The following is a 25,673-nucleotide window of genomic DNA, read 5'->3' on the forward strand; positions in this document are numbered from 1 at the left end:
TTAGCGTTCTAAAATCCACTCATGCGCCGGGTCGTTATGAAACTTCCATTTTCGCGTCGGCCCTGCCATGACATTTAAATAGTAGGATGTGTATCCGTCCGGAACGCCTACCGGGTGGTATCCCGCAGGAACGATGACAACGTTTTCATTTTCCACAGTCATTGTCTCGTCAATAGAACGGTCATCTGTGTATACGCGCTGAAACACAAAGCCCTGTCCCGGGTCTAACTCATGGTAGTACGTTTCTTCTAAGAAAGATTCTTCCGGCAAGTTGTCTTGGTCATGTTTGTGAGGCGGGTAGCTGGACCAGTTGCCGCTGTCTGTATAGACTTCAACTACTAATAGACTGTTAGCTGAAGGGTCTGAATCCGGAAGAATGTTATGAACAGTACGTTTGTTTGAAAATTGCCCGCGATGCTCAATTCCGTTGTCTTCCGCTTTGATCAGCTTTGTCGGAAGCTGCTTTTCCGATGGAGAATAGCAAAGCGCCACTCTTGCGTCGCTGACCGCTGTGATCTCAAATGCACGGTCATTTGAAATATAGACGCTGTCTGTCGGTTTTCGTTCAAATACGCTTTCGCGCGTGCCGATATTCTCAAAAGTCGACTCATGATCTGTCACTGTAATTTTCCCCGTTACCGCCACAATACAGATTTCTTGTTTTTTCAATTCTTCTGTATAGCTTGAACCTGATGCAAGATCTAACACTTTAAACTCTACATAAGTGAGATCAGAGTTGGATGTCGTTACTTCGTGCACGAGTTTGACCCCATTAGACACTTCATGCGACTGCGGCTTACGCAACAAATAACTCATAGAGAAGCCCTCCTCTTTCTATTGGCAGAATGAGTCCGAACAGCGCACATGGACGCCGTTCGGCTGTTCGTCGTTTAGTTGAAATCAGGTGCCGGATATCTTGCCGTTACCACTTTTTTACGTGTATAGAAGTCGACGCTGTCTTTTCCGTTCGCATGCAGCGTTCCAAAGAATGAAGATTTCCAGCCTGAGAATGGGAAGAACGCCATTGGAGCCGGCACACCAAGGTTGATGCCTAGCATTCCCGCATCAATGTTTTCACGGAAGTAGCGGATTGCGTTTGAATTGGATGTGAACAAGCAGGCACCGTTCGCAAACTCAGACTTATTGGCGATTTCAATCGCTTCTTTCAGGTTTTTCACACGGATGACAGATAAGACCGGAGCGAAAATTTCATCTTTCCAGATCGTCATCTCTGTTGTGACATTGTCAAAGATCGTCGGGCCGACAAAGTAGCCGTCGTCAGACACATTTTCACGTCCGTCACATACGAGTCTGGCACCTTCTTCAAGGCCTTTTTCGATATAGCTGAGCGTGCGCTTCTTGTTGTCTTCGCGAATCACCGGTCCTAAGAACACGCCGTCATCAAGGCCGTTACCGATTTTAATGTCCGCCACTTTTTCCTGCAGCTTCGCCATAAATTCATCGGCGATTCCTTCTTCAACTGTCACAACCGCACAAGCCATGCAGCGTTCACCGGCAGAACCGAAGGCAGCTCCAACGATGTTTGTGACCGTGTCTTCAAGATTCGCATCGTTCAAGACAATCGTATGGTTTTTCGCGCCAGTCAGAGATTGAACGCGTTTTAAGTTTTCGCTTCCTTTTTTGTAGACGTATTCGCCGACTGGCTTGGAGCCTACAAATGAAATCGCTTTAATTTCGGGATGCTCAAGGATGCCGTTCACAACGTCATGCGCACCGTATACGACGTTGAATACCCCTTTCGGAAGGCCCGCTTTTTCAAAAAGCTCAACCAATTTCTCTGTTAACAGCGGAGTTCGCTCAGATGGTTTTAAAATAAATGTGTTGCCGAGCGCGATCGCCATCGGGAACATCCAGCAAGGAACCATCATCGGGAAGTTGAATGGCGCGATTCCGCCGACAACTCCGATTGGGTAACGGTAGTTCGCCGCTTCAACGTCCGTCGCGATGGAAGCAAGCGAGTCACCCATCATCAGGGAAGGTGCTCCAGCGGCGAACTCTACGTTTTCAATCCCGCGTCCCACTTCACCTAAAGCTTCTTTTGTGTTTTTTCCGTTTTCAATGGTAATCAGATGAGCCAGTTCTTCTTTATGCTGGGACAGCAGCTGCTGGAAGTTAAATAGAATTCTGGCTCGGCGTGGAACCGCCACCTTTGACCATGTTTCAAACGCTTCAGCCGCCGTTTGCGCTGCGTAATCAATATCCTCTTTTGTAGAAATCGGCACTTGGCATAGCACTTCTTTCGTCGCCGGATTGACGACATCTTCATATTGATCTGTTTTGCTTTCAACCCATTCACCGTTGATATAGTTTTTTAATTTTCTGATTTCTGCCATTCTTATTGCCTCCTTCATTAGTAAACACATACACTTGTATGGATGGTTCAGGATAGATTCATATCAATATCCACTTTTCAGCAAGCCAAGAATTAAACGCTTTCAAAAACACCAAAAAAATAAAAGGCGGATGCATATTTACATACAAGCAACCATTTCATACACAACAGGTTACTTTTTGGTCATTTCTTGGTTATATTCTAATCGCATAATACCCATAAGTCAATCATAAACACTACATTTTTTCATTATTTTTATTATATTAATCTTTTAATCAAGTAAGAGAGGTAAGAGAAGGCCGTCCAATCTTGCAAAAGATATACACCGATGTTATCATTTTTTAAGCAACTATTGATTAACTTTTGGTTTTTATTATATATTTATGTTACGTAAAGATTCAAGAAGGAGTTTTTAATATGAAACTGATGCGGATTCAGGAAATGGAGGAGTACATTTTATCGCATGGCACTGTTTCCTTAGATGAGCTGTGCCAGGTGTTCAATGTCTCCAAAAACACAGTCAGACGTGATATCAACAAGCTAACAGAAAAGGGTGCGATTGAAAAAGTATACGGCGGCGTAACATCTATTGAAAAAACCGCATTAGTTCCTTTTGAAAATCGCACCATTCAGCACCAGGATGAAAAAACAAAAATCGCTCATTATGCTTCCCGATTTATTGAAGATCACGATTTGGTCTTCATTGATTCAGGAACGACGACAAAGTCTATTCTTGATACGCTTGATCCAGCCAAAAATGTCACCATCTTAACCAACAGTTTAGACATTATCAATGCGGCGTCAGCTTTGAAGAATATCAACTTAATCATTATCGGAAACAACTATAAGAGAAAAACCCGCTCCTTTGTCGGCATAGACGACCCGGCTATGCTTGATAAGTACAATATCAACAAAGCCTTTATGTCCGCTACCGGAACGACGCTGACACACGGATTGACCAACTCGGATCTGCTGGAGTATGAAATTAAAAAGAGGATTTCGGAAAAAGCAAAAGAAGTGTATCTATTGGCTGACCATTCTAAATTCGGAAAATCAACGCTTCTGACGTATGCACCGTTTGACAGGCTGCATTGCATTGTGACCTCTCAGCCATTAGACGACGAGTACACGCAGTACTGCAATGAGCATCAAATCGGCATTCATCTGGCCTAACGTTTACAATAGTGTTGAGAGTCTATCATCCATTTTATTCTAGGAGGCAGATCATGAAAAAAGCGAAGCTCGGAAAATCAGACTTGCAGGTATTCCCTATCGGATTAGGAACAAATGCTGTCGGAGGACATAACCTCTATCCGAACCTAAATGAAGAAACCGGAAAAGAATTGGTGCGCGAGGCGATCCGTAATGGCGTGACAATGTTAGACACCGCTTATATTTACGGGATCGGCCGTTCCGAAGAATTAATTGGTGAAGTGCTGCGTGAATTCAACCGTGAAGATGTTGTCATCGCGACAAAAGCCGCTCACAGAAAACAAGGCAATGACTTTGTCTTTGATAATTCACCAGAATTTCTTAAAAAATCAGTTGATGAAAGCCTGAAGCGCTTGAATACCGATTATATCGATTTGTTCTACATTCACTTCCCTGACGAACATACGCCTAAGGATGAAGCCGTTAACGCGCTGAATGAGATGAAGAAAGCCGGAAAAATCCGTTCCATCGGTGTATCCAACTTCTCTTTAGAGCAATTGAAAGAAGCAAACAAAGACGGTTTGGTAGATGTATTGCAAGGCGAATACAACCTGTTAAACCGTGAAGCAGAAAAAACATTCTTCCCGTATACGAAGGAGCATAATATTTCATTTATCCCTTACTTCCCTCTCGTATCAGGTTTATTGGCAGGAAAGTATACAGAAGATACAACGTTCCCAGAAGGCGACCTGCGAAACGAACAGGAACACTTCAAGGGCGAGCGTTTCAAAGAAAATATCAGAAAGGTCAACAAGCTTGCGCCGATTGCCGAAAAACACAACGTGGATATCCCTCACATCGTATTGGCCTGGTATTTGGCAAGACCGGAAATTGATATTTTAATCCCGGGAGCAAAACGTGCCGATCAGCTGATTGATAACATCAAAACAGCCGACGTGACGCTTTCTCAAGAGGATATTTCATTTATTGATAAGCTGTTCGCATAAGAAGAAAACAGCCTTCTCCAATGGAGAAGGCTGTTTTTTTGTGCGATAAATTCCTAAATAACTGATTTTGAAGCAAAACCTTACAAAATGAGCCATAAATCCGATAAAATAAAGGTAGTTTATCTCAGAAAGAAAGTGATTGAGAAAGCAAAAGTATGAAACGTTCATATCATCTAGCTCATATGAAATAAAGCTAACCCAGCTTCTTTTATTTGCTGGTCAGAATAGCGGACCGTTTCGATGGTCTATGGAGGAAACAGAATGAAACTTAAATATGTAAAAGCCTTAGTTGCAGTAACCGTTGCTTTAGGTGTACTGCTGCCATCAACGATTTCTCATGCAAAGAGCTTCAGCGGCCGCTCATCATCTAGTTACAGCAGCCGAAGTTCAAGCTCGTCATACAGCGGAAGCTATAAATCAAGCCCGAAATCAAGCTACAGCTCAGGATCAAGCTCTTCTAGCAAAAAATCCAAGACGCCTGACGATTCATCATCATCGATTTCGCTTAAAAAGAAGCCTTCGGAAAAGGCAAGCTCATCAAGCTCTAAAAAATCGTCAGGCACCTTTTCCGGCGCTACATCAAAAGTAACCGGAAAGACATACAGCGGAAAAACGTCTAAAGCTTATGTTGGCGGACGATATGTTTCAGTCAATCATTACTATCACGCAGGTTTCGCACCATCAGGATGGTTTGGATATTATAGCGGATTTACAATGGGTATGTTCATGATCAGCATGATGCACCCATGGGGTTACACCTATCATCCAGTCGGAGGCCCAGGCTATGTTTCGTATGGCGCTTCACCCATTGCCTGGATCGTTGATATCATCGCTTTGATCATTATTTTAATCATTGTCATCGCACTGATTCGCGCATTTAAAGCACCAAAGACGTACAGAAGGAGATTTTAGGCAATGAGATTAATATTAAATGAGCAAGAAATTGTAGATGGAATTTGCGTGTATATTTCCAATGAAGAAGATATCTACCCTGAAGACGTTGAAGTAAAGGAGCTATCTTATAACAAGCGTACAGGGTTCTTCGCTGAAGCTACATTTGGCCTGCACCACAAGCAGCTTATGTCAGATGACATTTCAGAAGGCATTATTCAGTTCTTAGAGGAATACCATAACTTCAATCCGGACGTTACCGTCGTTGAATTGCAATTTGATAAGAAAAAAGGCTTCTCCGCCTTGGTTTTCGTCAACGAAGCAGAAGAATAAAAATGTCTTAATCAAAACCTTACTCCGCGCGAGTAAGGTTTTTTTAATGGTTTCTCTGAGCATAAAGTTATTTCGTTTTTCCTAAACTCAGCGGATCTGTGATCATCTCTTTTGGCTTTAACGTTTCCGTTTGTTCAAAACAAATGTTTCAAATGAGATAGGAAATGGGTACTAATCTATTAACTTTGTTATACATTTTAGATACTCATTGGCTCAACAACTGAGGAGGAGACATTTGTGAAGAAAGACACAAGGAAATATATGATCTACTTTTTCGGCGCTTTAGGGGGACTGCTATATGGTTACGATACAGGTGTTATCTCCGGAGCACTCCTGTTTATCAATAACGATATTCCTTTAACGACATTGACAGAAGGATTGGTTGTCAGCATGCTGCTCCTTGGCGCGATTTTCGGTTCTGCCTTGAGCGGCACATGCTCAGACCGCTGGGGCAGGAGAAAGGTTGTATTTGTCCTTTCCATCATTTTTATTATCGGCGCGCTCGCTTGCGCATTTTCTCAAACAATCGGCATGCTGATTGCATCTAGGGTGATACTCGGGTTGGCCGTCGGCGGTTCAACGGCACTTGTGCCCGTGTATCTTTCCGAAATGGCACCGACGAAAATTCGCGGGACACTCGGCACAATGAACAACTTAATGATTGTCACCGGGATTTTGCTCGCCTATATCGTTAACTACCTGTTCACACCGTTTGAAGCGTGGCGCTGGATGGTCGGTCTGGCTGCAGTGCCTGCCGTGCTTCTATTAATCGGCATCGCGTTCATGCCGGAATCGCCAAGATGGCTCGTGAAGCGCGGCCGCGAAGAAGAAGCGAGACGCATCATGAACATCACTCATGATCCCCAAGACATCGAAATGGAATTGGCAGAGATGAAGCAAGGGGAAGCGGAGAAAAAAGAAACGACACTCAGCGTGTTGAAAGCCAAATGGATTCGCCCCATGCTTCTGATTGGCGTCGGCCTTGCCATTTTCCAGCAGGCGGTCGGCATTAACACGGTCATCTACTACGCGCCAACCATTTTTACGAAGGCCGGTCTTGGCACATCAGCTTCGGCGCTCGGCACAATGGGGATCGGCATCCTCAACGTCATCATGTGTATCACTGCCATGATCTTAATTGACCGTGTCGGCCGCAAAAAACTTCTGATCTGGGGAAGTGTCGGCATCACACTGAGCCTTGCTGCTTTATCAGGCGTGCTCCTGACACTGGGGCTTTCCGCATCTACAGCGTGGATGACAGTAGTCTTTCTAGGTGTCTATATCGTCTTTTACCAGGCGACATGGGGTCCGGTAGTGTGGGTGCTCATGCCTGAGCTCTTCCCGTCCAAAGCACGCGGAGCCGCGACAGGGTTCACGACTTTGGTGTTATCGGCGGCTAACCTGATCGTATCGCTTGTCTTCCCGCTGATGCTAAGCGCGATGGGCATCGCATGGGTCTTTATGGTTTTCTCAGTCATTTGTCTTCTCTCATTTTTCTTCGCGTTCTACATGGTACCGGAAACCAAAGGGAAAAGCTTGGAGGAAATTGAAGCAAGCCTGAAAAAACGGTTTAAAAAGAAGAAAAGCACCCAAAACCAAGTGCTGAATGAGCGTACATTATAAAAAAAGGAATCGTCTCCTTATGAGACGATTCCTTTTTCTGTTTACACCATGACCTTGCAAATATTGTTCGTAAATTCCACAGGGTCCTGAATCGGCAGGCCTTCGATGAGGAGCGCCTGATTGTACAGAAGGTTTGTGTACAGGCTCAGCTTCTCTTTATCTTGTTCAAACGCGTCCTGCAGTGTTTGGAATACCTCGTGATTTGGGTTGATTTCCAGCACTTTTTCCGCCTTCACATTTTGGCTGTCAGGCATCGCATTTAAGATTTTTTCCATCTCAATTGTCACTTCGCCGTCAGCAGCAAGGCAGACTGGATGTGATTTAAGCCGTTTTGAGATTCTGACGTTTTTCACTTTGTCTGACAGAATGTTTTTCATTTCCTCAAACAGATCCTTATACTTGCTTTCCTCTTCCTCGGACTGCTTTTGATCCTCATCCGTGTCTATGCCAAGGTCTCCGCTTGATACGGACTTGAATTCTTTTTCCTGATAAGAAGCCAGCATTTTAATTGCAAACTCATCGATGTCCTCAGTAAAGTAGAGGATTTCATAGCCTTTGTCCGCCACCATTTCCGTTTGCGGCAGTTTCTCAATGCGGTCGTAAGAATCACCGGTCGCGTAATAAATGAATTTCTGCTCCTCTGGCATTCTGGAAACATACTCGTCTAAGCTGACCAGTTTTTTCTCTTTTGAAGAGTAGAATAAGAGGAGATCCTTCAATTGATCCTTATTCGCGCCAAAATCATTGTACACGCCGAATTTCAGCTGTCTGCCGAACGACTTGTAGAACGTCTCGTATTTCTCGCGGTCTTTTTTCAACAGGCTTTGCAGCTCGCTTTTGATTTTCTTGCTGATGTTTTTCGCGATCAGCTTCAGCTGGCGGTCATGCTGCAGCATTTCTCTGGAAATATTCAGCGACAGATCCTCAGAATCGACCATGCCCTTCACAAAGCTGAAGTGGTCCGGTAGCAGGTCTGCGCACTTATTCATGATCAGCACGCCATTGGAATACAGCTCCAAGCCTTTCTCATATTCCTTGGAATAGTAGTCAAACGGCATGTTTTCAGGGACGAATAGAATCGCGTTGTAGCGAACCGCTCCATCCACGCTGATATGAACGTGTGTCAGCGGTTTATCAAACCCGTAATGCTTTTCAGCATAGAATTTTTCATAATCCTCATCTGTCAGCTCGCTTTTGTTTTTTCTCCAGATCGGCACCATGCTGTTGACCGTCTGCTCTTCCTGCACCTCTTCAAATTCATTTTCGCTGCCTTCCTTCGGCTTATTAATGGTGGTATCCATTTTGATCGGATAGCGAATGAAGTCGGAGTACTTCTTAATGATCGCTTTTAAACGATATTCCTCTAAAAACTCGTCATAGCTGTCATCTTCTGTGTTCTCTTTGATTTTCAGGATAATGTCTGTACCGACAGAATCCTTTTCACACGGCTCAATCGTATAGCCGTCTGCACCCGCAGACTCCCATTTATAAGCCTCTTCGCTGCCAAGCGCTTTACTGATGACTGTCACGACATCGGCAACCATAAATGCCGCGTAAAAACCAACACCGAACTGCCCGATAATGTCATGTCCGTCTTTCAGCTCGTTTTCCTTTTTAAACGCGAGGGAACCGCTTTTTGCAATTGTTCCAAGATGCTGTTCAAGCTCATCCTTTGTCATTCCGATCCCCGTATCAGAGATGGTTAATGTTCTCGCATCTTTGTCAGCTGCGACCTTTATGTAGTAACTATCTTTATCAAACGTAAGCGCATCGTCCGTAAGCGCTTTGTAATAGATTTTGTCAATCGCATCACTCGAATTGGAGATTAACTCGCGCAGGAAAATTTCTTTTTGGGTATAAATGGAGTTAATCATCATATCCAGCAAGCGTTTAGACTCTGCTTTAAACTCTTTTTTCGCCACTCTTGATCGCTCCTTTACCATTATGTAAACCCTTTTCAGCATCTATTTATCACATAAGATGACAATTGTCAATTAGATTGATAGATGCATATATATGTAAATTTAACATTAGTTGGATTTGTTTTCACTCTTTTTCTCACTCATTCTCATAAAAAAGAGAGGCTTCATCATCCTCTCTTTTTTTCTGTGTCATTCCAGCGGCCAAACTCCCGCTTCATCCAAATATGCACCGGGTAGAAAAACAAACCGAACGGTATCAAAAACAAAAGATTATGCCATGAAGCATTCAGAAATGCGCTTGCAGTCACCGGAAACGTAATCTCTTGCAATAAAAAAGAGATGACAGTCAGCACAACAAATGCAGATGGAATGGTCACGATGCAATAAAACTTGAGCTCCTTCTTATGCTGTACCTTCAAACATACAAACCTCCCAACAATTTCTAATTCATCTTAACATATGCTGGCCTTTCTTTTCTCGCATGTTTATCACTGCACATAGCGGGAAGACAAATAGAAAAAGGAGGTCTCGTATCATGGGAAGACTTGAAAACAAAACAGCAGTGATCACAGGCGCCGCGACAGGCATTGGGCAAGCGACGGCAGAGGTTTTTGCCAATGAAGGCGCGCGTGTGATCATCGGAGATATCAATAAAGATCAAATGGAAGAAACAGTTGACGCAATCAGAAAAAACGGAGGACAGGCCGAATCCTTTCACCTCGATGTGTCAGATGAAAACAGTGTGAAAGCATTTGCTGATCAAATCAAGGATGCATGCGGAACGATTGATATTCTGTTTAATAATGCCGGCGTTGATCAGGAAGGCGGAAAGGTGCACGAATATCCGGTTGACCTGTTTGACCGCATTATCGCTGTCGACCTGCGCGGCACATTCCTTTGCAGCAAATATCTGATTCCGCTCATGCTCGAAAATGGAGGCTCCATCATCAACACCTCCTCCATGTCAGGCCGTGCCGCGGACCTTGACCGCTCGGGCTACAACGCAGCAAAAGGCGGCATCACCAACCTGACAAAAGCGATGGCGATCGACTACGCACGGAACGGCATCCGCGTCAATTCCATTTCACCGGGTACGATCGAAACCCCGCTGATTGACAAATTAGCAGGCACCAAAGAACAGGAAATGGGTGAAAAATTCCGCGAAGCCAACAAATGGGTCACGCCGCTCGGCCGCCTCGGCCAGCCGAAGGAAATGGCGACAGTGGCCCTGTTCCTCGCGTCAGACGACAGCTCATACGTCACAGGAGAGGACATCACCGCAGACGGCGGCATCATGGCATATACATGGCCTGGGAAGATGCTGATTGATGAGAAGTGGAAATAAAATTCAGATGATTCATTAAGAGAGGGTGGATAGAAATCTGCCCTCTTTTATTGAATTTAGGATTAGCATTTCAAAAATCTTATACAGTAGATTATTAGAACATTATAGTAATAATCCAATTTATCCTCTTGAATATACATTTAAAGTCAAGTCGTTTGTCCAAAAGAAATTAAATAAACTCCAACATCTTCATCATCTAAAAGTAAGTTAATTACCAAAGAAAAATATAGTAAATGATATTGATTTTACCAATAATTTATACTAGAATAACTAGGAAACCAGTACAAAAGGAGGGTTATTTATGAAAGAATTATCTAATTTAGAATTAGAAAAAGTGGAAGGCGGAAACTGGCAAAATGTTACGAAGAATACTCTATTTGCTGCTGCTGATGGAGCTGCAATCGGAGGAATGTTTGGTGGTCCAGCGGGCGCTTTTGTTGGGGCTCATTATGGAGCTGCTGCATACGCTATTGGTTACGCTTTGGATCACAGAAAATAATACAATGTTAGGGGAATATACATATGAATAATTTAGAAAATAAAAGTTTTGAAGTCTTATCTGATAATCAGCTTGAGTTAGTAGAAGGGGGTTCAGGCTATGGTGATGGTGTAGCTGGAGGACTCACAGGAGGAGCTATACTAGGCGGTGTAGTAAAAGGGGCCCAAAATGGCGCGAAATATGGAAGACTAGGTGGAGCATGGGGAGTTGCCGCTGGTGTTGTAGTTGGAGGAGCCATCGGTGGTTACTTAGGATATAAAGGGGCTTAAAAATCCCTTAACTTAAGACGATCTGTTTGATTAACAGATTGTCTTTCTTTTTTAAAATAATTAGAATCATGGAGTATTTAGATGTTCTTTAAAAAGTACCAATATGTAAAACAAATTGATGAAAAAGACTGTGGAGCAGCTTGTCTAGCCACTATATTGAAGCATTACGGCTCCAAATTATCAATAAATAAAATTCGAGATATTGCGGGAACAGATAAACAAGGCACAAGCGCACTTGGACTAGTCAGAGCAGCTGAACAATTAGGCTTTTCAGCAAAAGGAGTAAAAGCTGACAAAACAGCTTTAGAAGAACCCTTTACACTGCCGGCTATTGCACATATCATTCTTAATGGACAATTATTACATTATGTTGTTATTCATAAAATTACAAAAGACCAGATTATCATTGCAGATCCTGGCCGCGGAATCATTAAGTACACAAAAAAAGAATTTTTAGAGGTTTGGACAGGAATCTTAATTTTACTGACTCCTTCTGAAACATATAAGATCCATGTAGAGACCAGTACTATACGAAGTGATATATTCAAATTAATACTTCATCAAAAATCATTGATCATCCACACAATTTTAGCATCCTTTATCATTACAGTTTTCGGTATTATGGGGACTTTTTATTTTCAAACGGTCATTGATGAGATTTTACCAAATAGATTGAATAGCACGTTACATATACTTTCATTCGGCCTCATCATTATGTACTTATTTAAAGTCCTTTTAACAGCCTTTAGGCAATATTTAATGATATTATTGGGCCAAAAATTAAGTATTTCAATAATGTTTGGTTATTTCAAACATGTACTTAGCTTACCGATGAAGTTTTTTAGCACTAGAAAGATCGGGGAGATTATATCTAGATTTAATGATGCTAGCAAAGTAATTGATGCTATTATTAGCGCCTCTCTATCAGTAGTACTTGATACAGTAATGCTTGTAATGGTAGGCATCTTTTTATATCTACAAAATACAACTTTATTTTTAATTACATTGGCTTTTATCCCATTTTATGTTCTTACAGTTTGGTTTTTTATGAAGCCATATGAATCCATCAACAATACTGAAATGGAAAACAATGCTCAGCTGACTTCAAAAATAGTTGAGACACTTAACGGTATTGAAACAATTAAAGCATATAATGCTGAATATATGATGTCATATGAGACAGAAAAGAGATTTGTGAAATATTTGCGCTCTGCTTTTAAGCATGGAGTTATCGATAATCTTCAAAATTCTATTAAAATGTTTTTGGATTTAGCAAGTGGAGCATTCATATTGTGGATTGGTTCAACTCAAGTGATGAAAGGAACTCTTTCAATAGGTCAGCTCATTACATACAATGCATTGTTAACATATTTTTTGAATCCTTTACAGAACATAATAGGCCTTCAATCGAAACTCCAGTCAGCTTCTGTTGCTTCTAAACGACTGGGAGAAATACTAGAAGTAGAACACGAAATAAAAGATAAGGATGCTCAAATAACAACGCCAGGGTCTATTAATGGCCCAATTGAATTTATTAAAATTAACTTTCGATATGGTACTCGGCGACTAATCCTAAAAGATATTACACTACGTATAGATAAAGGGGAGAAAGTCGCTTTTATTGGAGAGAGCGGTTCCGGAAAATCTACTCTAACTAAGCTCTTAATGAAATTTTATACAGCTGAGTCTGGTGATATTTTAATTAATGGTTATCATATCAATGATATTCATGCTCATTCATTAAGAGAAAGTATAAGTTATATCCCTCAAGAATCTCACTTTATACAGGGTTCCATTTTTGAAAACCTTCTGCTCGGTAACTCAGGCAGTTTTACCTTTGAAGAGATTATAGAAGTATGCAAACAAACAAATGTACACGATTTTGTCAATGATTTACCAATGAGATACGATACTCTCGTAGAGGAAAACGGGTCTAATTTATCTGGAGGCCAGAAGCAAAGACTCGCAATTGCCAGAGCATTATTAAGAAAACCTAACATTCTCATAATGGATGAATCAACAAGCAATCTCGATACGACTACCGAACAGGGAATATCAAAAATGATATACGATCAGACTGTTGGTATAACTACGATTATAATCGCTCACCGTTTGAGTACAATTATGAATTGTGACAAAATATTTGTCATGGAAAATGGAGAAATCATAGAGTATGGGAACCACAATGATTTATTGAAGAAAAAAGGCAAGTACTATGAGTTGTGGGAGAACCAAATGCCATCCAGAGGGATGGTGACTATTTAGATGAAACGTAACTTTTTCAATTTACATGATTTGAAGGATAGCAGAGAATTCTATGAATCAAAACCCAAACCAATTGGTGTTTTCTTTACATATATACTGATAGCTTTACTTATTGCATGTATTGTTTTTAGTTTCTATGGAAAGAAAGAAGTGATTCTAAAAACGACAGCTGACATCCAATATACAAAGCCTAACAGCAACGTAACAAACGAAGTAGCCGGCAAAGTAAAAACAGTTGACATTAAACAGGTTGATAAGGTGAAAAAGGGAGATACTCTATTAACTCTAGACAATACGGAAATCCAAGCGCAGAAAAGAGCTGTTAAAGCAGATATCAAAGATTTAAAAGAACAAGCTGCGTTAAACAAAACTCTAAAAAAAAGTATTGAAAATGACAAAAATTTATTCAGTGAGGACGATCATTGGGGTTATCAAGATCAATATCTCTCGTACGAAAAACAAAGTATTTTGTTAGAGTCATCAAAAGAAAATGCAAAAACTCAGCAGAAAAAACTTAAGAAGCAGAAAGAAAGCATAAAAGATAGTCTGGATAAGACAAAAAACAAAGTCAAACTAAAGCTTCAAAGAATTTCTGATCTGCAAGACTCCATTAAAAACAATAAATCCTTTGCCAAACAGGATGATAAGTACAGTTCTTACTATAATAGTTATCAAACTAACAAACAAAATGTAGAGCAGCAGCTTGATGATCTACGGAAGATGAAAGATGAGCTCGATAAAAACCGTTTTTCACAGCAGAAAGAGAACTTGAACGGACAGCTTGAAAGTTTAAAACAAGATATGTTAGTAAAACTAAGTGAAGAAAAAGACGAATTAAATCAATCTCTTGATGAGATTAACAGTTCAATTAAAAGTGACGATTCTGACAGTGATTCCGATAACTCAGAGGAAACAAATTATAAGCTTTCTATTGAACAGCTCAAAACAAACTTGCTAAATCAGACATCTCAAAAGCAAACAGATCTTCAGACCACTCTTAAATCAAAAGAGGATGATCTAAAGATGATAGATTTACAATTAGAAAAATATAAAATAAAAGCAGCAAGTGACGGCTATGTTAATGTACTAACAAATATATCTCCAGGTGACAATTTACAAGCAGGCACTGCTATTTTGACTATTATCCCTGATAAAGAGAAGCTTAAAGCTAATATTTATATTCCGAGTCATGAGATCACAAATATTAATGAAAAAGATGAAGTAAGATTCCATATTGAAAATACAAATCAAACCATCAAAGGTGTCATTACAAAAATAAGTCCAGACAGTATTAGTGATCAAAACGGACAAAAATTTTATATTGCTGAAAGCACAATAGAGAAAAATAAAGTTATGAACGATAACGGATCAACTTTACACTTAAAAAATGGAATGCAGACCGATGTATCAATTATAGTGGATTCTAAAAGGTACATTGATTATCTACTAGAAATACTACATTTACAATAATATAATAAATATAAATCCAACAGAGGCAATCTGTTTATGGGTTACTCACCGGTCTGAAATAATGTACTTAGAATAAGTGAACCACTCAAAATAAACTATTATGCAATTTCATTTTTGTGGATTTATTTCTTGTTTTATGTAATTATGCTATAATTACAACTAAATTTTCAACAGAAAGGTCAAGCAATTTATGTCGCAAAACAAACTATTATTTTTACTCTTTTCATTTTCTTCTATTATTCACTTGCTCTTCAATACGATTTTAGATCCTACTTCAAGCTGGAAATCTTGGTCGGTGAACATTGCGCTAATTCTTTTAGCCCTTCTATTTTTAAATTTCACTTTGAAAGAAAAGAAAGAAACTCACAAGACCAAGTGACATAACGACACAAAGCCCGGACTGACTATCCGGGCAAATTTATATCCTGTAAACGTTACCTCTCTTAGGTTTTCTTTTCATAACATACTGAAGTTACTCTCCGGCCTTCCATTTCAGCCACTGGCTGGTTTCTCTCGTTTATAGCAATACAACCTTATACTTCTTCACATCCAAAAACTGCAAAAACTTCCTCGCCAGCACTTCCGGCGCATGCGCCTTCCCTTCATCGAGTCGATACAATATCAGCCCGATAATCATCGCCGATACATAATAGGCATAAAGCTTTTTCTCCGCAGGAATATTAGTTTGCTGATGCAGATAAAATGATTCCAACGCTTTGAGCAACTCGGGTATCACATGAGGAACAACCCAGTCCCGATTGAGCAAATGGACAATAGGCATGCGGTCTAAAGCAGAAAGCAGGCCGGCGAGCACCTCCTCCGCTTCTTCGAAGGAAAGCTCATTCGGACTTGAGGCAATCGTCAGGTGATCAATGATCTCCGCACATGATCGCTGTATCATGGTTTGGAGCAATTCCTCTTTATTGGCATAGTGATCATAAAAAGTTGCGCGGCGGATATTGCTTTTACGCGTAATATCCGAAATCGTGATGCCCGCGTAGTCTTGTTTCTCCGCCAATACGTCCAGAAATGCCTGCTGGAGCGCCTCTCTCGTTCGAACCACCCGCCTGTCGATTGGCTTGCCCTTCTCTCGCTCTCCTGGCACAGCTTGTCCAAACAGCCAATAAAATCTCTTTTGAGAAACAAGCTCCCATACCTTTTGGCTGATAGCTTCCGGAGCCGCGGCCGCATCCTCATTCAGCCAATACAGGATAATTGCGTATGTGTACAAGGCCCGGTAATGTCCGTAAATTTCTCGTTCGATCGGCGTCAAATTCACATGGACCGGAGTCAGCAGCACATCCTGCTGAAACACATCCCTAAAAAAACGATGGAAATGCCCTCTGTTCATCATCACAGAAAAAAAGGATCGATGCTCATGAACAAAGGACAGCGTCGGATGCACCGTTTGCCGTTTTTTGTTCAAATGAAGGGTATCCATATGACTGAAGGCGTCAAAAAGCGCTTTGCCCAGTCCTTCCTTCATGTCTTCGATCACATCCTCAATGATTGAAAACTTATCCTCATAATAAAGGTAGAGCGTCCCACGGCTCACTTTGGCCCTTTCAGCGATTTCTTTCATTGTGATATGTTGCATATCTCTTTCTTCCAATAAAGCCAGCAGCGCCTGTTTCACTTGAGCTTCGGCAGATTCCGGCACAAAAGACACCTCCAATCATTAGACAGTTGTTCAATATATGTACGGTAACGTATAGATGGTTCACCGTTGTCTTTCTTATAAAAAAGGTACCACCTTATAATAGGTCCGAGAAAAGAAGAAAGCAAATGAGGGGGATCTTACAATGGAACAGAAAGTAAAGGACGACATCCAGCGTGTCTTTCAGCTTCAGAAAAAACAGCAAAAAGCCTTGCGTGCTTCAACAGCGGAACAGCGCAAAGAGAAGCTTCAGCGCTTTTTAGATTCCGTCATCGCCCATGAGGAAGAAATCATTGAAGCGATCCGCAAAGACGTCCGCAAACCATATCACGAGGTCAAAAAAGCGGAAATCGAAGGAACGAAAAAAGCGATCAGAGATAATATGAACAACCTGGAACAATGGATGGCGCCTAAGGAAGTCGGTTCATCGTTAAGCCCTGAGGCAAACGGGATTCTTATGTACGAGCCTAAAGGCGTCACACTCATCCTCGGCCCGTGGAACTATCCGTTTATGCTGACGATGGCGCCGCTTGCCGCTTCTCTCGCAGCCGGAAACAGCGCGATTGTGAAGCTGTCCGATTTCACGATGAACACAAGCAACATTGCCGCTAAAGTGATAAGAGACGCGTTTGATGAAAAAGAAGTCGCGATTTTTGAAGGAGAGGTTGAGGTGGCAACCGAGCTTCTTGATCAGCCGTTTGACCATATTTTCTTCACTGGAAGCACAAATGTCGGGAAAATCGTCATGACAGCGGCGGCCAAACACTTGGCATCTGTCACACTTGAGCTTGGCGGCAAAAGCCCAACGATTATCGACAGCGAATACGATCTCATGGACGCAGCGAAAAAAATCGCCGTCGGCAAATTCGTAAACGCCGGCCAAACCTGCATCGCACCTGATTACCTGTTCATTAAAAAAGACGTTCAGGACAGGTTCGCGGGCATTTTACAAACAATTGTCAACGCAGGATTTATGGAGGATGATCACACCCCAGACCGCAGCAAATTTACGCAAATCGTCAATGACCGCAACTTCAACCGCGTCAAAGACCTGTTCGACGATGCCATCGAAAAAGGGGCGGAAGTGGTGTTCGGCGGCGTATTTGATGCCAGTGACCGCACGATCTCGCCAACCGTTTTGAAAAACGTCACGCCTGATATGAAAATCATGCAGGAGGAAATCTTCGCACCGATCCTGCCAATGATGAATTATGAAGACATCGACGAGGTCATCGATTACGTAAATGATCGCGATAAACCGCTTGCGCTTTATGTGTTCAGCAAAAACCAAGACCTGATTGACAACGTCCTTCAGCACACGACATCAGGAAATGCCGCCATCAATGATGTCGTCGTCCATTTCAGTGACGTCAACCTGCCATTCGGCGGCGTAAACACAAGCGGAATCGGCTCCTATCATGGGGTATACGGATTCAAAGAGTTTTCTCATGAGAAGGGTGTATTTATTCAAGCCTCCAAATAATCGTAACGAAGAGAATCTGCATCATCTTGCAGGTTCTTTTTTTATCTTTATATCACCTAAATAAAGAGATTAAAAGTGATAAAATACCATTTTTACTACGAGACCAAACCCTGCAGCCTCTAACGTATAATATCCCAGAAAACTTCAAAGGAGTAAAATGATACATGGAAAAACCAGCAGGATTTTGGATTCGGGCAGCCGCCTCTATTATTGATGTATTTATTATAGCTATATTCTCTTTCATTATGATTTTCATTAACACCTTCATTGTGTTGCCACTCATTGATGCGGCAGGTACACACATGTCAGAAGCCCAATATGAGTTTTTCATGTTGATCATTGGAACAATCCCTGTTTTGGCCATCATATTTATTTTCGCTATTCTTTACTATAGCTTGCTGACTTCTTCAAACATGCAAGCAGCATTTGGAAAAAAACTCATGGGCATCATCGTTGTCAATCAGCATGGTGAGCGTATTTCTTTTTGGCACAGCTTCGGCCGTTTCTTCGCTTACACATTATCTAAGATCTTATATATCGGTTTTATCATGGCGGCCTTTCCCTCTAAACTGGCATTACATGATTATATTTGCGGGACAAAGGTTGTCTATAAAAATAAATATCTTGATTGATCAAAAAACAGGCTGCCGAGTTAACCTCGCCAGCCTGTTTTACTATTTCCCAAAAGCCATCAGCTTCGTATAACTTCCAATATAAAGCGTTCCGTCCTCAGCGAGCTGAGGAGAAGACACGACGTTGCTGTCGGTTTGATAGCTCCATAATTCATTGCCGTTTGCGTCTGCCGCATAAACCTTCATATCATCTGACCCGAAATACACCGTTCCCTTTGCGTCAATCAGCGGCGCCGTTCTGACAGGGCCGTCTGTGTAGAATGACCAGTTCATATCCCCGTTTTTGCTGATGGAAAACAGCTCGCCGCTTCCTGAGCCGATGTAGATATTGCCATTATGATCAATCGCAGGAGATGAGCTGGAGAACCCGTTTAACGGGAATGTCCATTTCAAACTGCCTGTTGATGTATAGGCATACAGCTGTCCGTCTTGGTTACCGGCATAAACGTTGCCATCCTTATCAATCACCGGATATCCTTTAAACGCATTTGACGTCGTTCTGGACCATTTCACCTGTCCGGTTCCGGAGTTGATCGCATAAAACACGTAATTATATGTGCCGACATACACGGTGCCGTTTTTGGCAAGCACCGGCACAGAGCTGACGACACCATTTGTTTTCAACTTCCAGCGCTCTGTCCAGGTTGATTTTGACGTCGGTTTGATCGCGTGAACATAATTATCAAGTGTTGAGAAATACAACGTCCCGTCTGAACCGATCACCGTTTCAGAGCTTGGCCCGCCGCTTAACGGAACCGTTGTTAAAATTTCTCCCGTTTCTTTGTCAATAAAATAAATCTTTTTGTCATAGGATGCCAAATAGATAACGCCGTTGGTCCCAAGTACAGGAGATTGCGTATATGTTTTTCCAAGATTGCCAGTCACCCATTTGACTGAGCCGTCTGGATTAAAGGCTTTCATTTCCCCGTCTCTGGAATGAAGATATACTGTGCCGTCTCCGTCAATCACAGCCCCCGCTCCATTTTGCGGAGTCGTTCTGATGTCGTTTTGCCATTTCAGCGTCCCGTCTGTATTTCCGGCGAACCGGCTTTCGCGTGACCAGTTAAACATGGCAGGCGCCATCGCTTGTACATCATATCTTCCTGGCAAAAAGCCAGATGCTCCATTATTTTGAGAAAACACCGTTTCCGCCGCATAAGCAGCTGTCGGCTGAAGCACTTTGGCAGCGGGCACATCAGAAACAGCGCCGGCCAAAACAGCCGCCGCCACCGCAGCTCCCGCAATCAAAGCTTTCATACGAAATGACTTGACCATCATTGAGACCCCCATTATATGTAACTTCTAATTTGTGACCATCATAACATATTCATCCATTTTATAAATCTATTTCACAAAAACATAACAAACTAGAAAACTATGTAAGAGTATTCACGGACGTTTTTTCAGCACCCGGCCGAAATGCAGCCACAAACCAAATGACGTTGACAGCAGCCGCAGCGAGACTAATTCCGAAAACAAAGATCACCTCAGAAAGCAGATGGTCACTAAAGAAACTAAACATCAAGATAAAACCGGCCGAAGACAAATGAATCAAAAGCCCAAAGCCGCAAAGCACCGCCATGACATACCTCATTGCATCGACTCCGAGCATATAAACGAGAAATGGAATGAAATACAATACAAGGATCATACCGACAGCTGACCACATGCCAACTGAATTAAACTGATTGGCCGCCGCTCCCGTTCCGGCCAGCGGCGAAAGTGAAGCCGCCACGATCACAGCGCAAAAAAGAAACGCAGAAATGGCTGTCAGGATCGCCACGCTGTTTTTTCTAGACATCAAACTCCTCCTTAGATAGAAATATTAACCTTTTCATTATAAGAGAGCTGAGTAGAAAATTCATTATTTATTAAAAAATTCCAGAATGCATACACAAATGCTATACTTCTTTCTAGTATATTTATATAGTAAAAAACAAAGGATAAAAGACTCATTTTTCTGTAATATCAGGATTTTATCACCATACCATATTGCATGTACTTGTTTTTCAAAGTATACTATTCCAGATTAATTCAGAGGAGAGAGAAAAATACATGGAAAAACCAGCAGGATTTTGGATTCGTTTTTTAGCTTATTTTATTGATGGCATTATTGTATCTGTTCCTAGTTATATTATTCTATTTGTGATCAATTCTGTTTTTGTAGCTGGGGCTGTGGCAACAAACCCTTACATGACGGAAGAAGAGTATTTAGTGAAATACATGACGCTTGCATTTTTGCCTACTATGCTGATCATGATCGTCATCAGTGTGTTATATTACGGGCTGCTCACAGCTTCTAAAATGCAAGGCACACTTGGCAAAAAAATTCTTGGCCTGAAAGTGGTCAATGAACAAGGCGAACGGGTTTCTGTCGGACAGGGAATTGGCCGTTACTTTGCCTATATCTTATCTGGAATCATCTTTTATATCGGGTTTATCATGATCGCCTTTGGAGAGAAAAAAGGCCTGCATGACATCATTTGCAAAACACGTGTCGTGTATAAATAATAGAAAAAAGTCTAGACGCCAATAGGCATCTAGACTTTTGTTTTCTTTACAATAGGCTGCCACGACAGATACGTAGCGCTTCTCCACAGCCACTCAAACGGCCCCATCCGAAAGACACGAAGCCAAAGGTGGCTGAAGACCATTTGAACGGCACAAACAGCAATTGTAATGAGCACGCCCGCAGCAGGGTACACTTTTCCATACAGGCCCAAGCCGTAATGATAAAAAATCCAAGTACACACAATAGACTGCATCAAATAATTGGTAAATGCCATCCTCCCAACAGCGGAGAATGATTGCAACACTGTTCTCACTTTTGTTTTATGATAAAGATAGACAACCGTTGTAACATAGAAAAACATGAGGAAAGGCGCGCCAATCAGCAGAAATAGTTCCTTTTCCGTTACACTGTACAGCACATGGGCGCCGATGCCGATGACAAGCCCAGCCATCCATAATCGTTTTAATCCTTTGCGATGCTTTTCCGGTTCATGCAAATACCGTGATTTTGCTGCCGCAGCTCCCAGCAAAAACATGCTGAAATATGGAATGGATGCAAAGAAAAAGTTGAGCGGATTATACGTAAGCATGCCATTCGAAGACATGTAAACAAGACGATCATGGATCCGTTGTTCTGCAATGTCCCTCAGGCTGCCGCTTCCATAAACATGAATCGCTTGTTTTGCCTGCTGTGTTACCGCTTGTACCCATTCCTGTCCGTTTGATTGATCAAAACTTGTCAACATGAACGGAATGGAAAACAGAAGATACAAAGAGACCGCCCATATCAGCAGTGTTTTCGGCTTTGCTTTTCGAAACAAGAGCAGGACAAAACCGAGCAGGGCGTATTCTGTTAAAATATCCCCGTCCCATATCAAAAAGGCATGAATCGTTCCAAACAAGAGAAGCGCCATTAACCTTCTCACATATAACGGAACAAACCGTTTCCCTTTGTTTTCTGCTCTCTCCATCATGACAACCATGCCAAATCCAAATAAAAAGGAAAACAATAAAATACATTTTGTTTGAATGAAGAATTTCAGTATGTCTGCGGCGGCAAAATCAGCTTCAGACCACTTATCCATGAAAAAATTCTCTTTTCCAAGCATAGACAAATACATATCCGGATAACTAAAATGTGCCAGATTGACAAATAAGATGCCGAAAATCGCCATTCCTCTCAGCACATCAAGCACACCGATCCGCTCATTTGTTAAAGTCGGCTGTAATGAAGACATAGCCATCACGCTCCTTTTTTCTGTACCTTAAGGGTATGAAAAAATGAAGCGCGGAAACATCGATTTAGGTGTCAGGCCGGCATGAAAACCTTACAATCTTGTCATCTTTATGGTTTCATCACCTTTAAATCTAATGCTTCGATATTCTGCAAAACGCGATCAAAGCGCAAAGCCTGAGGCTCACATGGGAAGATGTGGCCTTCATACGGGTCGCCTAACGTCCGGAAAAACGGTTCAAATAAACCAGGAACCAATACGCCCACCATCTTTGTATAGTAAGAATCAAGGCGATAGGAGTGAACGGTATTTGCAGGGACATGCAGGAAATCTCCCGGATTCAGCTGAATTTCCTGGCCATCTGCCCACATCGTCATCTGACCTTCAAGGCAATAAAATGTTTCTGTATGATGTTCATGGTAGTGATCAACGATTCGGTCACCTTTAGGGCCTTCAGAGGATACGACGATAAACTGGCCATCTGTATTTTTTTGTGCAGCCACAATGCGGTGAAGCTGATCTCCAGTCAACAGGCGATCTCCTTCTCCAGATTCAAGAACGTATGGAACCGCTCCATCTGGCAGCTCTGTAAGTTCCGCTAATTTGGCCGAACATGCAGGCTTTCCTTCATCTAGAAATACAATGTCCGCTACAGCGGCTGCTTCTGCAAATCGCTCGTTTGAGACTTCTTCGCTTGCGTACGGCGGATGTTCAGCGTGATCATACGGATTCCCAATAACGGAATACAAGTGCGCTACGTTTCCTTTCATCGTGTAAGATACCAGTCTTGTTCTGTGGCTCTGCATCCGGTAGCTGTGCGGTGTTCCCGCCGGAATGTTGGCATAATCACCTGATATTAATAAATAGCGTTCACCATCAAGTGTCAGTTCCAGTTTCCCGTCCAAAACGAGAATTCCTTCATGTGTGTCCTTGTGGACGTGAAGCGGAAAGGCATCTCCTTTTCCCCCGGAAAGAAGCACGATCTCAAACAAATCACCTGTGCTCCTCCCATTCGCCATCACCGTGGCAACCTGTCTGCCGAACAGATAGCGCTCGCCTTCTCCGCTCCGGAGCAAATAAGGCATTTTTTCTTTAGGCAATGAATGTTTACATAATGTTTTCATATTATCGCTTCCTCCAATTTAGACCAGTCTATATATTATCATTTATTTGTCTAGACCGTTCTATATAATTGTAGGAGAAAGGATAACAAAATGCTACCCTTTTTTTCTCACCAGCACTGGTATTTGTTCGGCAATGAGAAGAAGAGGCGTTTTGTCTTTATTCGTTAACGAAAGCATGATGCCGCCCTCAATCATCGAATTAATCAGCGTTCCAAGCTGATTTGCTTCTTCTTCTGCAAATCCGTTTTCCATTAATTTTCTGGCAAAAACCGCTTCCCAGCTTTTAAACACCTTCATGCAAACCGTCCGCAGCGGTTCACTGATTAACGCTGTCTCACTCGCCAGCAAACCGACTGGAATACCTTTAATGCTTTCTGTGTTATCAAATTGGCTGGCTGTTTTTTTGATAAAAAGCTGAATCGCTTCAACAGGATCAGAGGTTTCATCCATGCTTTTCTGTATCAGATGTTCAACGATCTTACCTGTATATGTAACCGCTTCAATTGCTAGTTCTTCTTTGCCCTTCGGAAAAAAGTGATAAAGCGATCCCTTAGGAGCACCGCTTTCTTTTACAATCTGGTTCAAACCTGTCGCGTGATATCCTTGCAGCTGGAACAGACGTGACGCCGTGTGAAGGATTTTTTCACGTGAATCTCCTCTGCTAGTCATTAAAACATTCCCTCCTAGGTATGGTAGAGCGACTTATATAATATAAAAAAGAACCCTGTGATTGTCAAAAGGGGTAAGACCCTCCCGGATGGGGTAATGTACAAAAACAGCGTCTAGGAGGGATCTCTCAATGACAATCGATCATTCAGTCACGAATACAGAGCAGCTTGAACGACAAAACCCCGCCATAAAAACAAAGCTCAAACTGAAAAAGCTTAAGGATCAGGTGATCGTCATTACTGGCGCTTCAAGCGGAATCGGACTTGTCACGGCGAGAATGGCAGCTGAAAAAGGCGCAAAGGTCGTGGCAGCAGCACGAAATGAAGACGCGCTGAAGGAGCTCACTGATGAACTTAAGGAAAAAGGGCACGACGCCATATGGGTAAAGGCGGATGTCGGAAAAGAAGAGGACGTCAACCGCATCGCAGAAACCGCGATCAGCACATTCGGCCGCTTTGACACATGGGTCAACAATGCGGCCGTCTCGACTTTCGGACATGCCATGGACGTCACCGTCGAAGACATGAAGCGCATGTTCGACACAAATTTCTGGGGACCTGTTTACGGAACAAGAGCGGCTGTCAAACACTACACCGGCAGAGGTGTGCCGGGCGCACTCATTAATGTAGGAAGCCTGTTCGGAGACAGGGGAACGGTCATTCAATCCACATATGCATCTGCCAAATTTGCGCTTCACGGCTGGACGGAAAGCATCCGAATGGAGCTCGAAAAGGAACAGGCGCCCGTCTCGGTAACGCTCATTCACCCGGGCAGAATTGACACACCTTATAATGAGCATGCGCACAGCTACCTCGACAAACAGCCGGCTCATTACCGCTCCATGATCTATCCACCGGAAGCAGTCGCCGAAGCGATCCTGTTTGCCGCCGAACACCCTAAGCGCGACATGTACATCGGCTCACAGGCCAAAGCCATCGCCATGCTGGGGGCGCTTTTCCCTCGTCTGACCGACAGACTGATGGAAAAAATCATGTATCACAGCCAGCATGCCGAAAAACCGTCCAAACCGCGAGAAGAAAGCGCTCTTTATGATGCGGGCTGCGGTATGCATGACAGAGGCACAAATAAAGGATGGATGAGGTCAAGAAGCTACTACACAAAAGCGACGAAGCGCCCCATTGTATCGGCGGCTGTTGTTGCCGGACTAGTGGCTTGGGCTGCCGCCAAACGATGCAGGTAATCTCTGACCATAAGAAAAACCCATGCTGTTCC

At 42.5% G+C, this 25,673-nt stretch carries 24 protein-coding genes; 14 read left to right on the plus strand and 10 right to left on the minus strand.

Translation table 11 applies throughout. From position 1 onward, the window contains the following. Positions 1-816 carry a 5-deoxy-glucuronate isomerase gene (gene iolB / locus QF06_RS18335; protein ID WP_041850314.1) on the minus strand — a complete coding sequence of 272 codons (816 nt, stop codon included), beginning with the start codon at positions 814-816 and terminating at the stop codon, positions 1-3. A gap of 74 nt (positions 817-890) precedes the next feature. Continuing rightward, positions 891-2,354: a methylmalonate-semialdehyde dehydrogenase gene (iolA, locus tag QF06_RS18340; protein WP_041850313.1), complete on the minus strand. Its 1,464-nt coding sequence runs from the start codon at positions 2,352-2,354 to the stop codon at positions 891-893. Positions 2,355-2,770: 416 nt separating this feature from the next. Between iolA and iolR the strand changes: the two genes are divergently transcribed. The 5 genes from iolR to QF06_RS18365 all read left to right on the plus strand — a co-directional run bounded on the left by iolR (position 2,771) and on the right by QF06_RS18365 (position 7,359). Then, entirely contained in the window at positions 2,771-3,526 is a 756-nt protein-coding gene (gene iolR, locus QF06_RS18345) for a myo-inositol utilization transcriptional regulator IolR (protein WP_043940239.1), read from the plus strand. Positions 3,527-3,579: 53 nt separating this feature from the next. Further along, positions 3,580-4,512 (plus strand): aldo/keto reductase, encoded by a 933-nt coding sequence (locus tag QF06_RS18350; RefSeq protein ID WP_003227049.1) that lies wholly within the window; start codon positions 3,580-3,582, stop codon positions 4,510-4,512. Positions 4,513-4,773: 261 nt separating this feature from the next. Continuing rightward, positions 4,774-5,424, plus strand: a complete 651-nt coding sequence (locus tag QF06_RS18355; protein ID WP_019712600.1) for a hypothetical protein — start codon at positions 4,774-4,776, stop codon at positions 5,422-5,424. A gap of 3 nt (positions 5,425-5,427) precedes the next feature. Next, positions 5,428-5,736, plus strand: a complete 309-nt coding sequence (locus QF06_RS18360) for a YxcD family protein (RefSeq protein ID WP_003227046.1) — start codon at positions 5,428-5,430, stop codon at positions 5,734-5,736. Positions 5,737-5,973: 237 nt separating this feature from the next. Then, a complete protein-coding gene (locus QF06_RS18365) occupies positions 5,974-7,359 on the plus strand; it encodes a sugar porter family MFS transporter (RefSeq protein ID WP_033882801.1) in 1,386 nt (461 codons plus the stop codon). A 41-nt stretch (positions 7,360-7,400) separates the two neighbouring features. On the opposite strand, the gene htpG is transcribed toward QF06_RS18365, so the two are convergent. Both htpG and QF06_RS18375 read right to left on the minus strand, forming a co-directional pair. Further along, positions 7,401-9,281 carry a molecular chaperone HtpG gene (htpG, locus tag QF06_RS18370; RefSeq protein ID WP_003243561.1) on the minus strand — a complete coding sequence of 627 codons (1,881 nt, stop codon included), beginning with the start codon at positions 9,279-9,281 and terminating at the stop codon, positions 7,401-7,403. A gap of 167 nt (positions 9,282-9,448) precedes the next feature. Further along, complete coding sequence (locus tag QF06_RS18375) at positions 9,449-9,700, minus strand: hypothetical protein (protein ID WP_003244458.1); 252 nt, start codon at positions 9,698-9,700, stop codon at positions 9,449-9,451. 116 nt (positions 9,701-9,816) lie between these two features. Between QF06_RS18375 and QF06_RS18380 the strand changes: the two genes are divergently transcribed. The 5 genes from QF06_RS18380 (at position 9,817) to QF06_RS18400 (ending at position 15,129) form a co-directional block, all read left to right on the plus strand. Then, positions 9,817-10,626: an SDR family oxidoreductase gene (locus QF06_RS18380; protein WP_041850312.1), complete on the plus strand. Its 810-nt coding sequence runs from the start codon at positions 9,817-9,819 to the stop codon at positions 10,624-10,626. 301 nt (positions 10,627-10,927) lie between these two features. Further along, on the plus strand, positions 10,928-11,125 hold the full coding sequence (locus QF06_RS18385; RefSeq protein ID WP_040081241.1) for a Blp family class II bacteriocin: 198 nt from the start codon (positions 10,928-10,930) through the stop codon (positions 11,123-11,125). Positions 11,126-11,148: 23 nt separating this feature from the next. Next, positions 11,149-11,394, plus strand: coding sequence for a Blp family class II bacteriocin (locus QF06_RS18390; protein WP_040081239.1), 246 nt, complete (start codon positions 11,149-11,151; stop codon positions 11,392-11,394). Between the two features lie 81 nt (positions 11,395-11,475). Continuing rightward, positions 11,476-13,659: a peptidase domain-containing ABC transporter gene (locus tag QF06_RS18395; RefSeq protein ID WP_041850311.1), complete on the plus strand. Its 2,184-nt coding sequence runs from the start codon at positions 11,476-11,478 to the stop codon at positions 13,657-13,659. Continuing rightward, positions 13,660-15,129 (plus strand): beta-barrel domain-containing protein, encoded by a 1,470-nt coding sequence (locus tag QF06_RS18400; protein ID WP_041850310.1) that lies wholly within the window; start codon positions 13,660-13,662, stop codon positions 15,127-15,129. It abuts the gene before it with no gap. A 517-nt stretch (positions 15,130-15,646) separates the two neighbouring features. Here QF06_RS18400 and QF06_RS18405 read toward each other — a convergent pair. Next, complete coding sequence (locus QF06_RS18405) at positions 15,647-16,789, minus strand: TetR/AcrR family transcriptional regulator (RefSeq protein ID WP_041850309.1); 1,143 nt, start codon at positions 16,787-16,789, stop codon at positions 15,647-15,649. A 142-nt stretch (positions 16,790-16,931) separates the two neighbouring features. On the opposite strand from QF06_RS18405, the gene QF06_RS18410 reads away from it, so the two are divergent. Beyond that, the gene (locus tag QF06_RS18410) at positions 16,932-18,269 is read left to right on the plus strand and encodes an aldehyde dehydrogenase family protein (protein ID WP_041850308.1); all 1,338 of its coding nucleotides are present in this window, start codon (positions 16,932-16,934) and stop codon (positions 18,267-18,269) included. A 164-nt stretch (positions 18,270-18,433) separates the two neighbouring features. After that, a complete protein-coding gene (locus QF06_RS18415) occupies positions 18,434-18,901 on the plus strand; it encodes an RDD family protein (RefSeq protein WP_015715027.1) in 468 nt (155 codons plus the stop codon). 42 nt (positions 18,902-18,943) lie between these two features. On the opposite strand, the gene QF06_RS18420 is transcribed toward QF06_RS18415, so the two are convergent. Next, positions 18,944-20,176 carry an outer membrane protein assembly factor BamB family protein gene (locus tag QF06_RS18420; protein ID WP_043940240.1) on the minus strand — a complete coding sequence of 411 codons (1,233 nt, stop codon included), beginning with the start codon at positions 20,174-20,176 and terminating at the stop codon, positions 18,944-18,946. 100 nt (positions 20,177-20,276) lie between these two features. Further along, a complete protein-coding gene (locus QF06_RS18425) occupies positions 20,277-20,702 on the minus strand; it encodes a DUF5391 family protein (RefSeq protein WP_043940241.1) in 426 nt (141 codons plus the stop codon). Between the two features lie 254 nt (positions 20,703-20,956). Here QF06_RS18425 and QF06_RS18430 point away from each other — a divergent pair, with 254 nt between their 5' ends. Next, positions 20,957-21,412 carry an RDD family protein gene (locus QF06_RS18430; RefSeq protein WP_015250840.1) on the plus strand — a complete coding sequence of 152 codons (456 nt, stop codon included), beginning with the start codon at positions 20,957-20,959 and terminating at the stop codon, positions 21,410-21,412. 29 nt (positions 21,413-21,441) lie between these two features. Here the strand turns inward: QF06_RS18430 and QF06_RS18435 are convergent, their stop codons facing one another. The 3 genes from QF06_RS18435 to yxaF all read right to left on the minus strand — a co-directional run bounded on the left by QF06_RS18435 (position 21,442) and on the right by yxaF (position 24,440). Next, the gene (locus QF06_RS18435; protein ID WP_032725023.1) at positions 21,442-22,650 is read right to left on the minus strand and encodes a DUF418 domain-containing protein; all 1,209 of its coding nucleotides are present in this window, start codon (positions 22,648-22,650) and stop codon (positions 21,442-21,444) included. Between the two features lie 107 nt (positions 22,651-22,757). After that, positions 22,758-23,771 carry a quercetin 2,3-dioxygenase gene (qdoI, locus tag QF06_RS18440; RefSeq protein WP_043940242.1) on the minus strand — a complete coding sequence of 338 codons (1,014 nt, stop codon included), beginning with the start codon at positions 23,769-23,771 and terminating at the stop codon, positions 22,758-22,760. A 93-nt stretch (positions 23,772-23,864) separates the two neighbouring features. Then, entirely contained in the window at positions 23,865-24,440 is a 576-nt protein-coding gene (gene yxaF / locus QF06_RS18445) for a transcriptional regulator YxaF (protein ID WP_041850302.1), read from the minus strand. Positions 24,441-24,570: 130 nt separating this feature from the next. Between yxaF and QF06_RS18450 the strand changes: the two genes are divergently transcribed. Continuing rightward, the gene (locus tag QF06_RS18450; RefSeq protein ID WP_015715032.1) at positions 24,571-25,641 is read left to right on the plus strand and encodes an SDR family oxidoreductase; all 1,071 of its coding nucleotides are present in this window, start codon (positions 24,571-24,573) and stop codon (positions 25,639-25,641) included. The last annotated feature ends 32 nt before the right edge of the window (positions 25,642-25,673 follow it).

It is taken from the genome of Bacillus sp. YP1, assembly GCF_000877815.1.
Taxonomy (GTDB): Bacteria; Bacillota; Bacilli; order Bacillales; family Bacillaceae; genus Bacillus; species Bacillus subtilis.

Coding starts and splice junctions, on each gene's coding strand:
- QF06_RS18390 (WP_040081239.1), top strand. CDS start 11,149: ATGAATAATTTAGAAAATAAAAGTTTTGAAGTCTTATCTGATAATCAG.
- QF06_RS18415 (WP_015715027.1), top strand. CDS start 18,434: ATGGAAAAACCAGCAGGATTTTGGATTCGGGCAGCCGCCTCTATTATT.
- QF06_RS18450 (WP_015715032.1), top strand. CDS start 24,571: ATGACAATCGATCATTCAGTCACGAATACAGAGCAGCTTGAACGACAA.
- QF06_RS18400 (WP_041850310.1), top strand. CDS start 13,660: ATGAAACGTAACTTTTTCAATTTACATGATTTGAAGGATAGCAGAGAA.
- iolR (WP_043940239.1), top strand. CDS start 2,771: ATGAAACTGATGCGGATTCAGGAAATGGAGGAGTACATTTTATCGCAT.
- iolA (WP_041850313.1), bottom strand. CDS start 2,354: ATGGCAGAAATCAGAAAATTAAAAAACTATATCAACGGTGAATGGGTT.
- QF06_RS18395 (WP_041850311.1), top strand. CDS start 11,476: ATGTTCTTTAAAAAGTACCAATATGTAAAACAAATTGATGAAAAAGAC.
- QF06_RS18425 (WP_043940241.1), bottom strand. CDS start 20,702: ATGTCTAGAAAAAACAGCGTGGCGATCCTGACAGCCATTTCTGCGTTT.
- QF06_RS18380 (WP_041850312.1), top strand. CDS start 9,817: ATGGGAAGACTTGAAAACAAAACAGCAGTGATCACAGGCGCCGCGACA.
- QF06_RS18350 (WP_003227049.1), top strand. CDS start 3,580: ATGAAAAAAGCGAAGCTCGGAAAATCAGACTTGCAGGTATTCCCTATC.
- QF06_RS18355 (WP_019712600.1), top strand. CDS start 4,774: ATGAAACTTAAATATGTAAAAGCCTTAGTTGCAGTAACCGTTGCTTTA.
- QF06_RS18385 (WP_040081241.1), top strand. CDS start 10,928: ATGAAAGAATTATCTAATTTAGAATTAGAAAAAGTGGAAGGCGGAAAC.
- QF06_RS18420 (WP_043940240.1), bottom strand. CDS start 20,176: ATGGTCAAGTCATTTCGTATGAAAGCTTTGATTGCGGGAGCTGCGGTG.
- qdoI (WP_043940242.1), bottom strand. CDS start 23,771: ATGAAAACATTATGTAAACATTCATTGCCTAAAGAAAAAATGCCTTAT.
- QF06_RS18435 (WP_032725023.1), bottom strand. CDS start 22,650: ATGTCTTCATTACAGCCGACTTTAACAAATGAGCGGATCGGTGTGCTT.
- QF06_RS18410 (WP_041850308.1), top strand. CDS start 16,932: ATGGAACAGAAAGTAAAGGACGACATCCAGCGTGTCTTTCAGCTTCAG.
- iolB (WP_041850314.1), bottom strand. CDS start 816: ATGAGTTATTTGTTGCGTAAGCCGCAGTCGCATGAAGTGTCTAATGGG.
- QF06_RS18360 (WP_003227046.1), top strand. CDS start 5,428: ATGAGATTAATATTAAATGAGCAAGAAATTGTAGATGGAATTTGCGTG.
- yxaF (WP_041850302.1), bottom strand. CDS start 24,440: ATGACTAGCAGAGGAGATTCACGTGAAAAAATCCTTCACACGGCGTCA.
- QF06_RS18430 (WP_015250840.1), top strand. CDS start 20,957: ATGGAAAAACCAGCAGGATTTTGGATTCGTTTTTTAGCTTATTTTATT.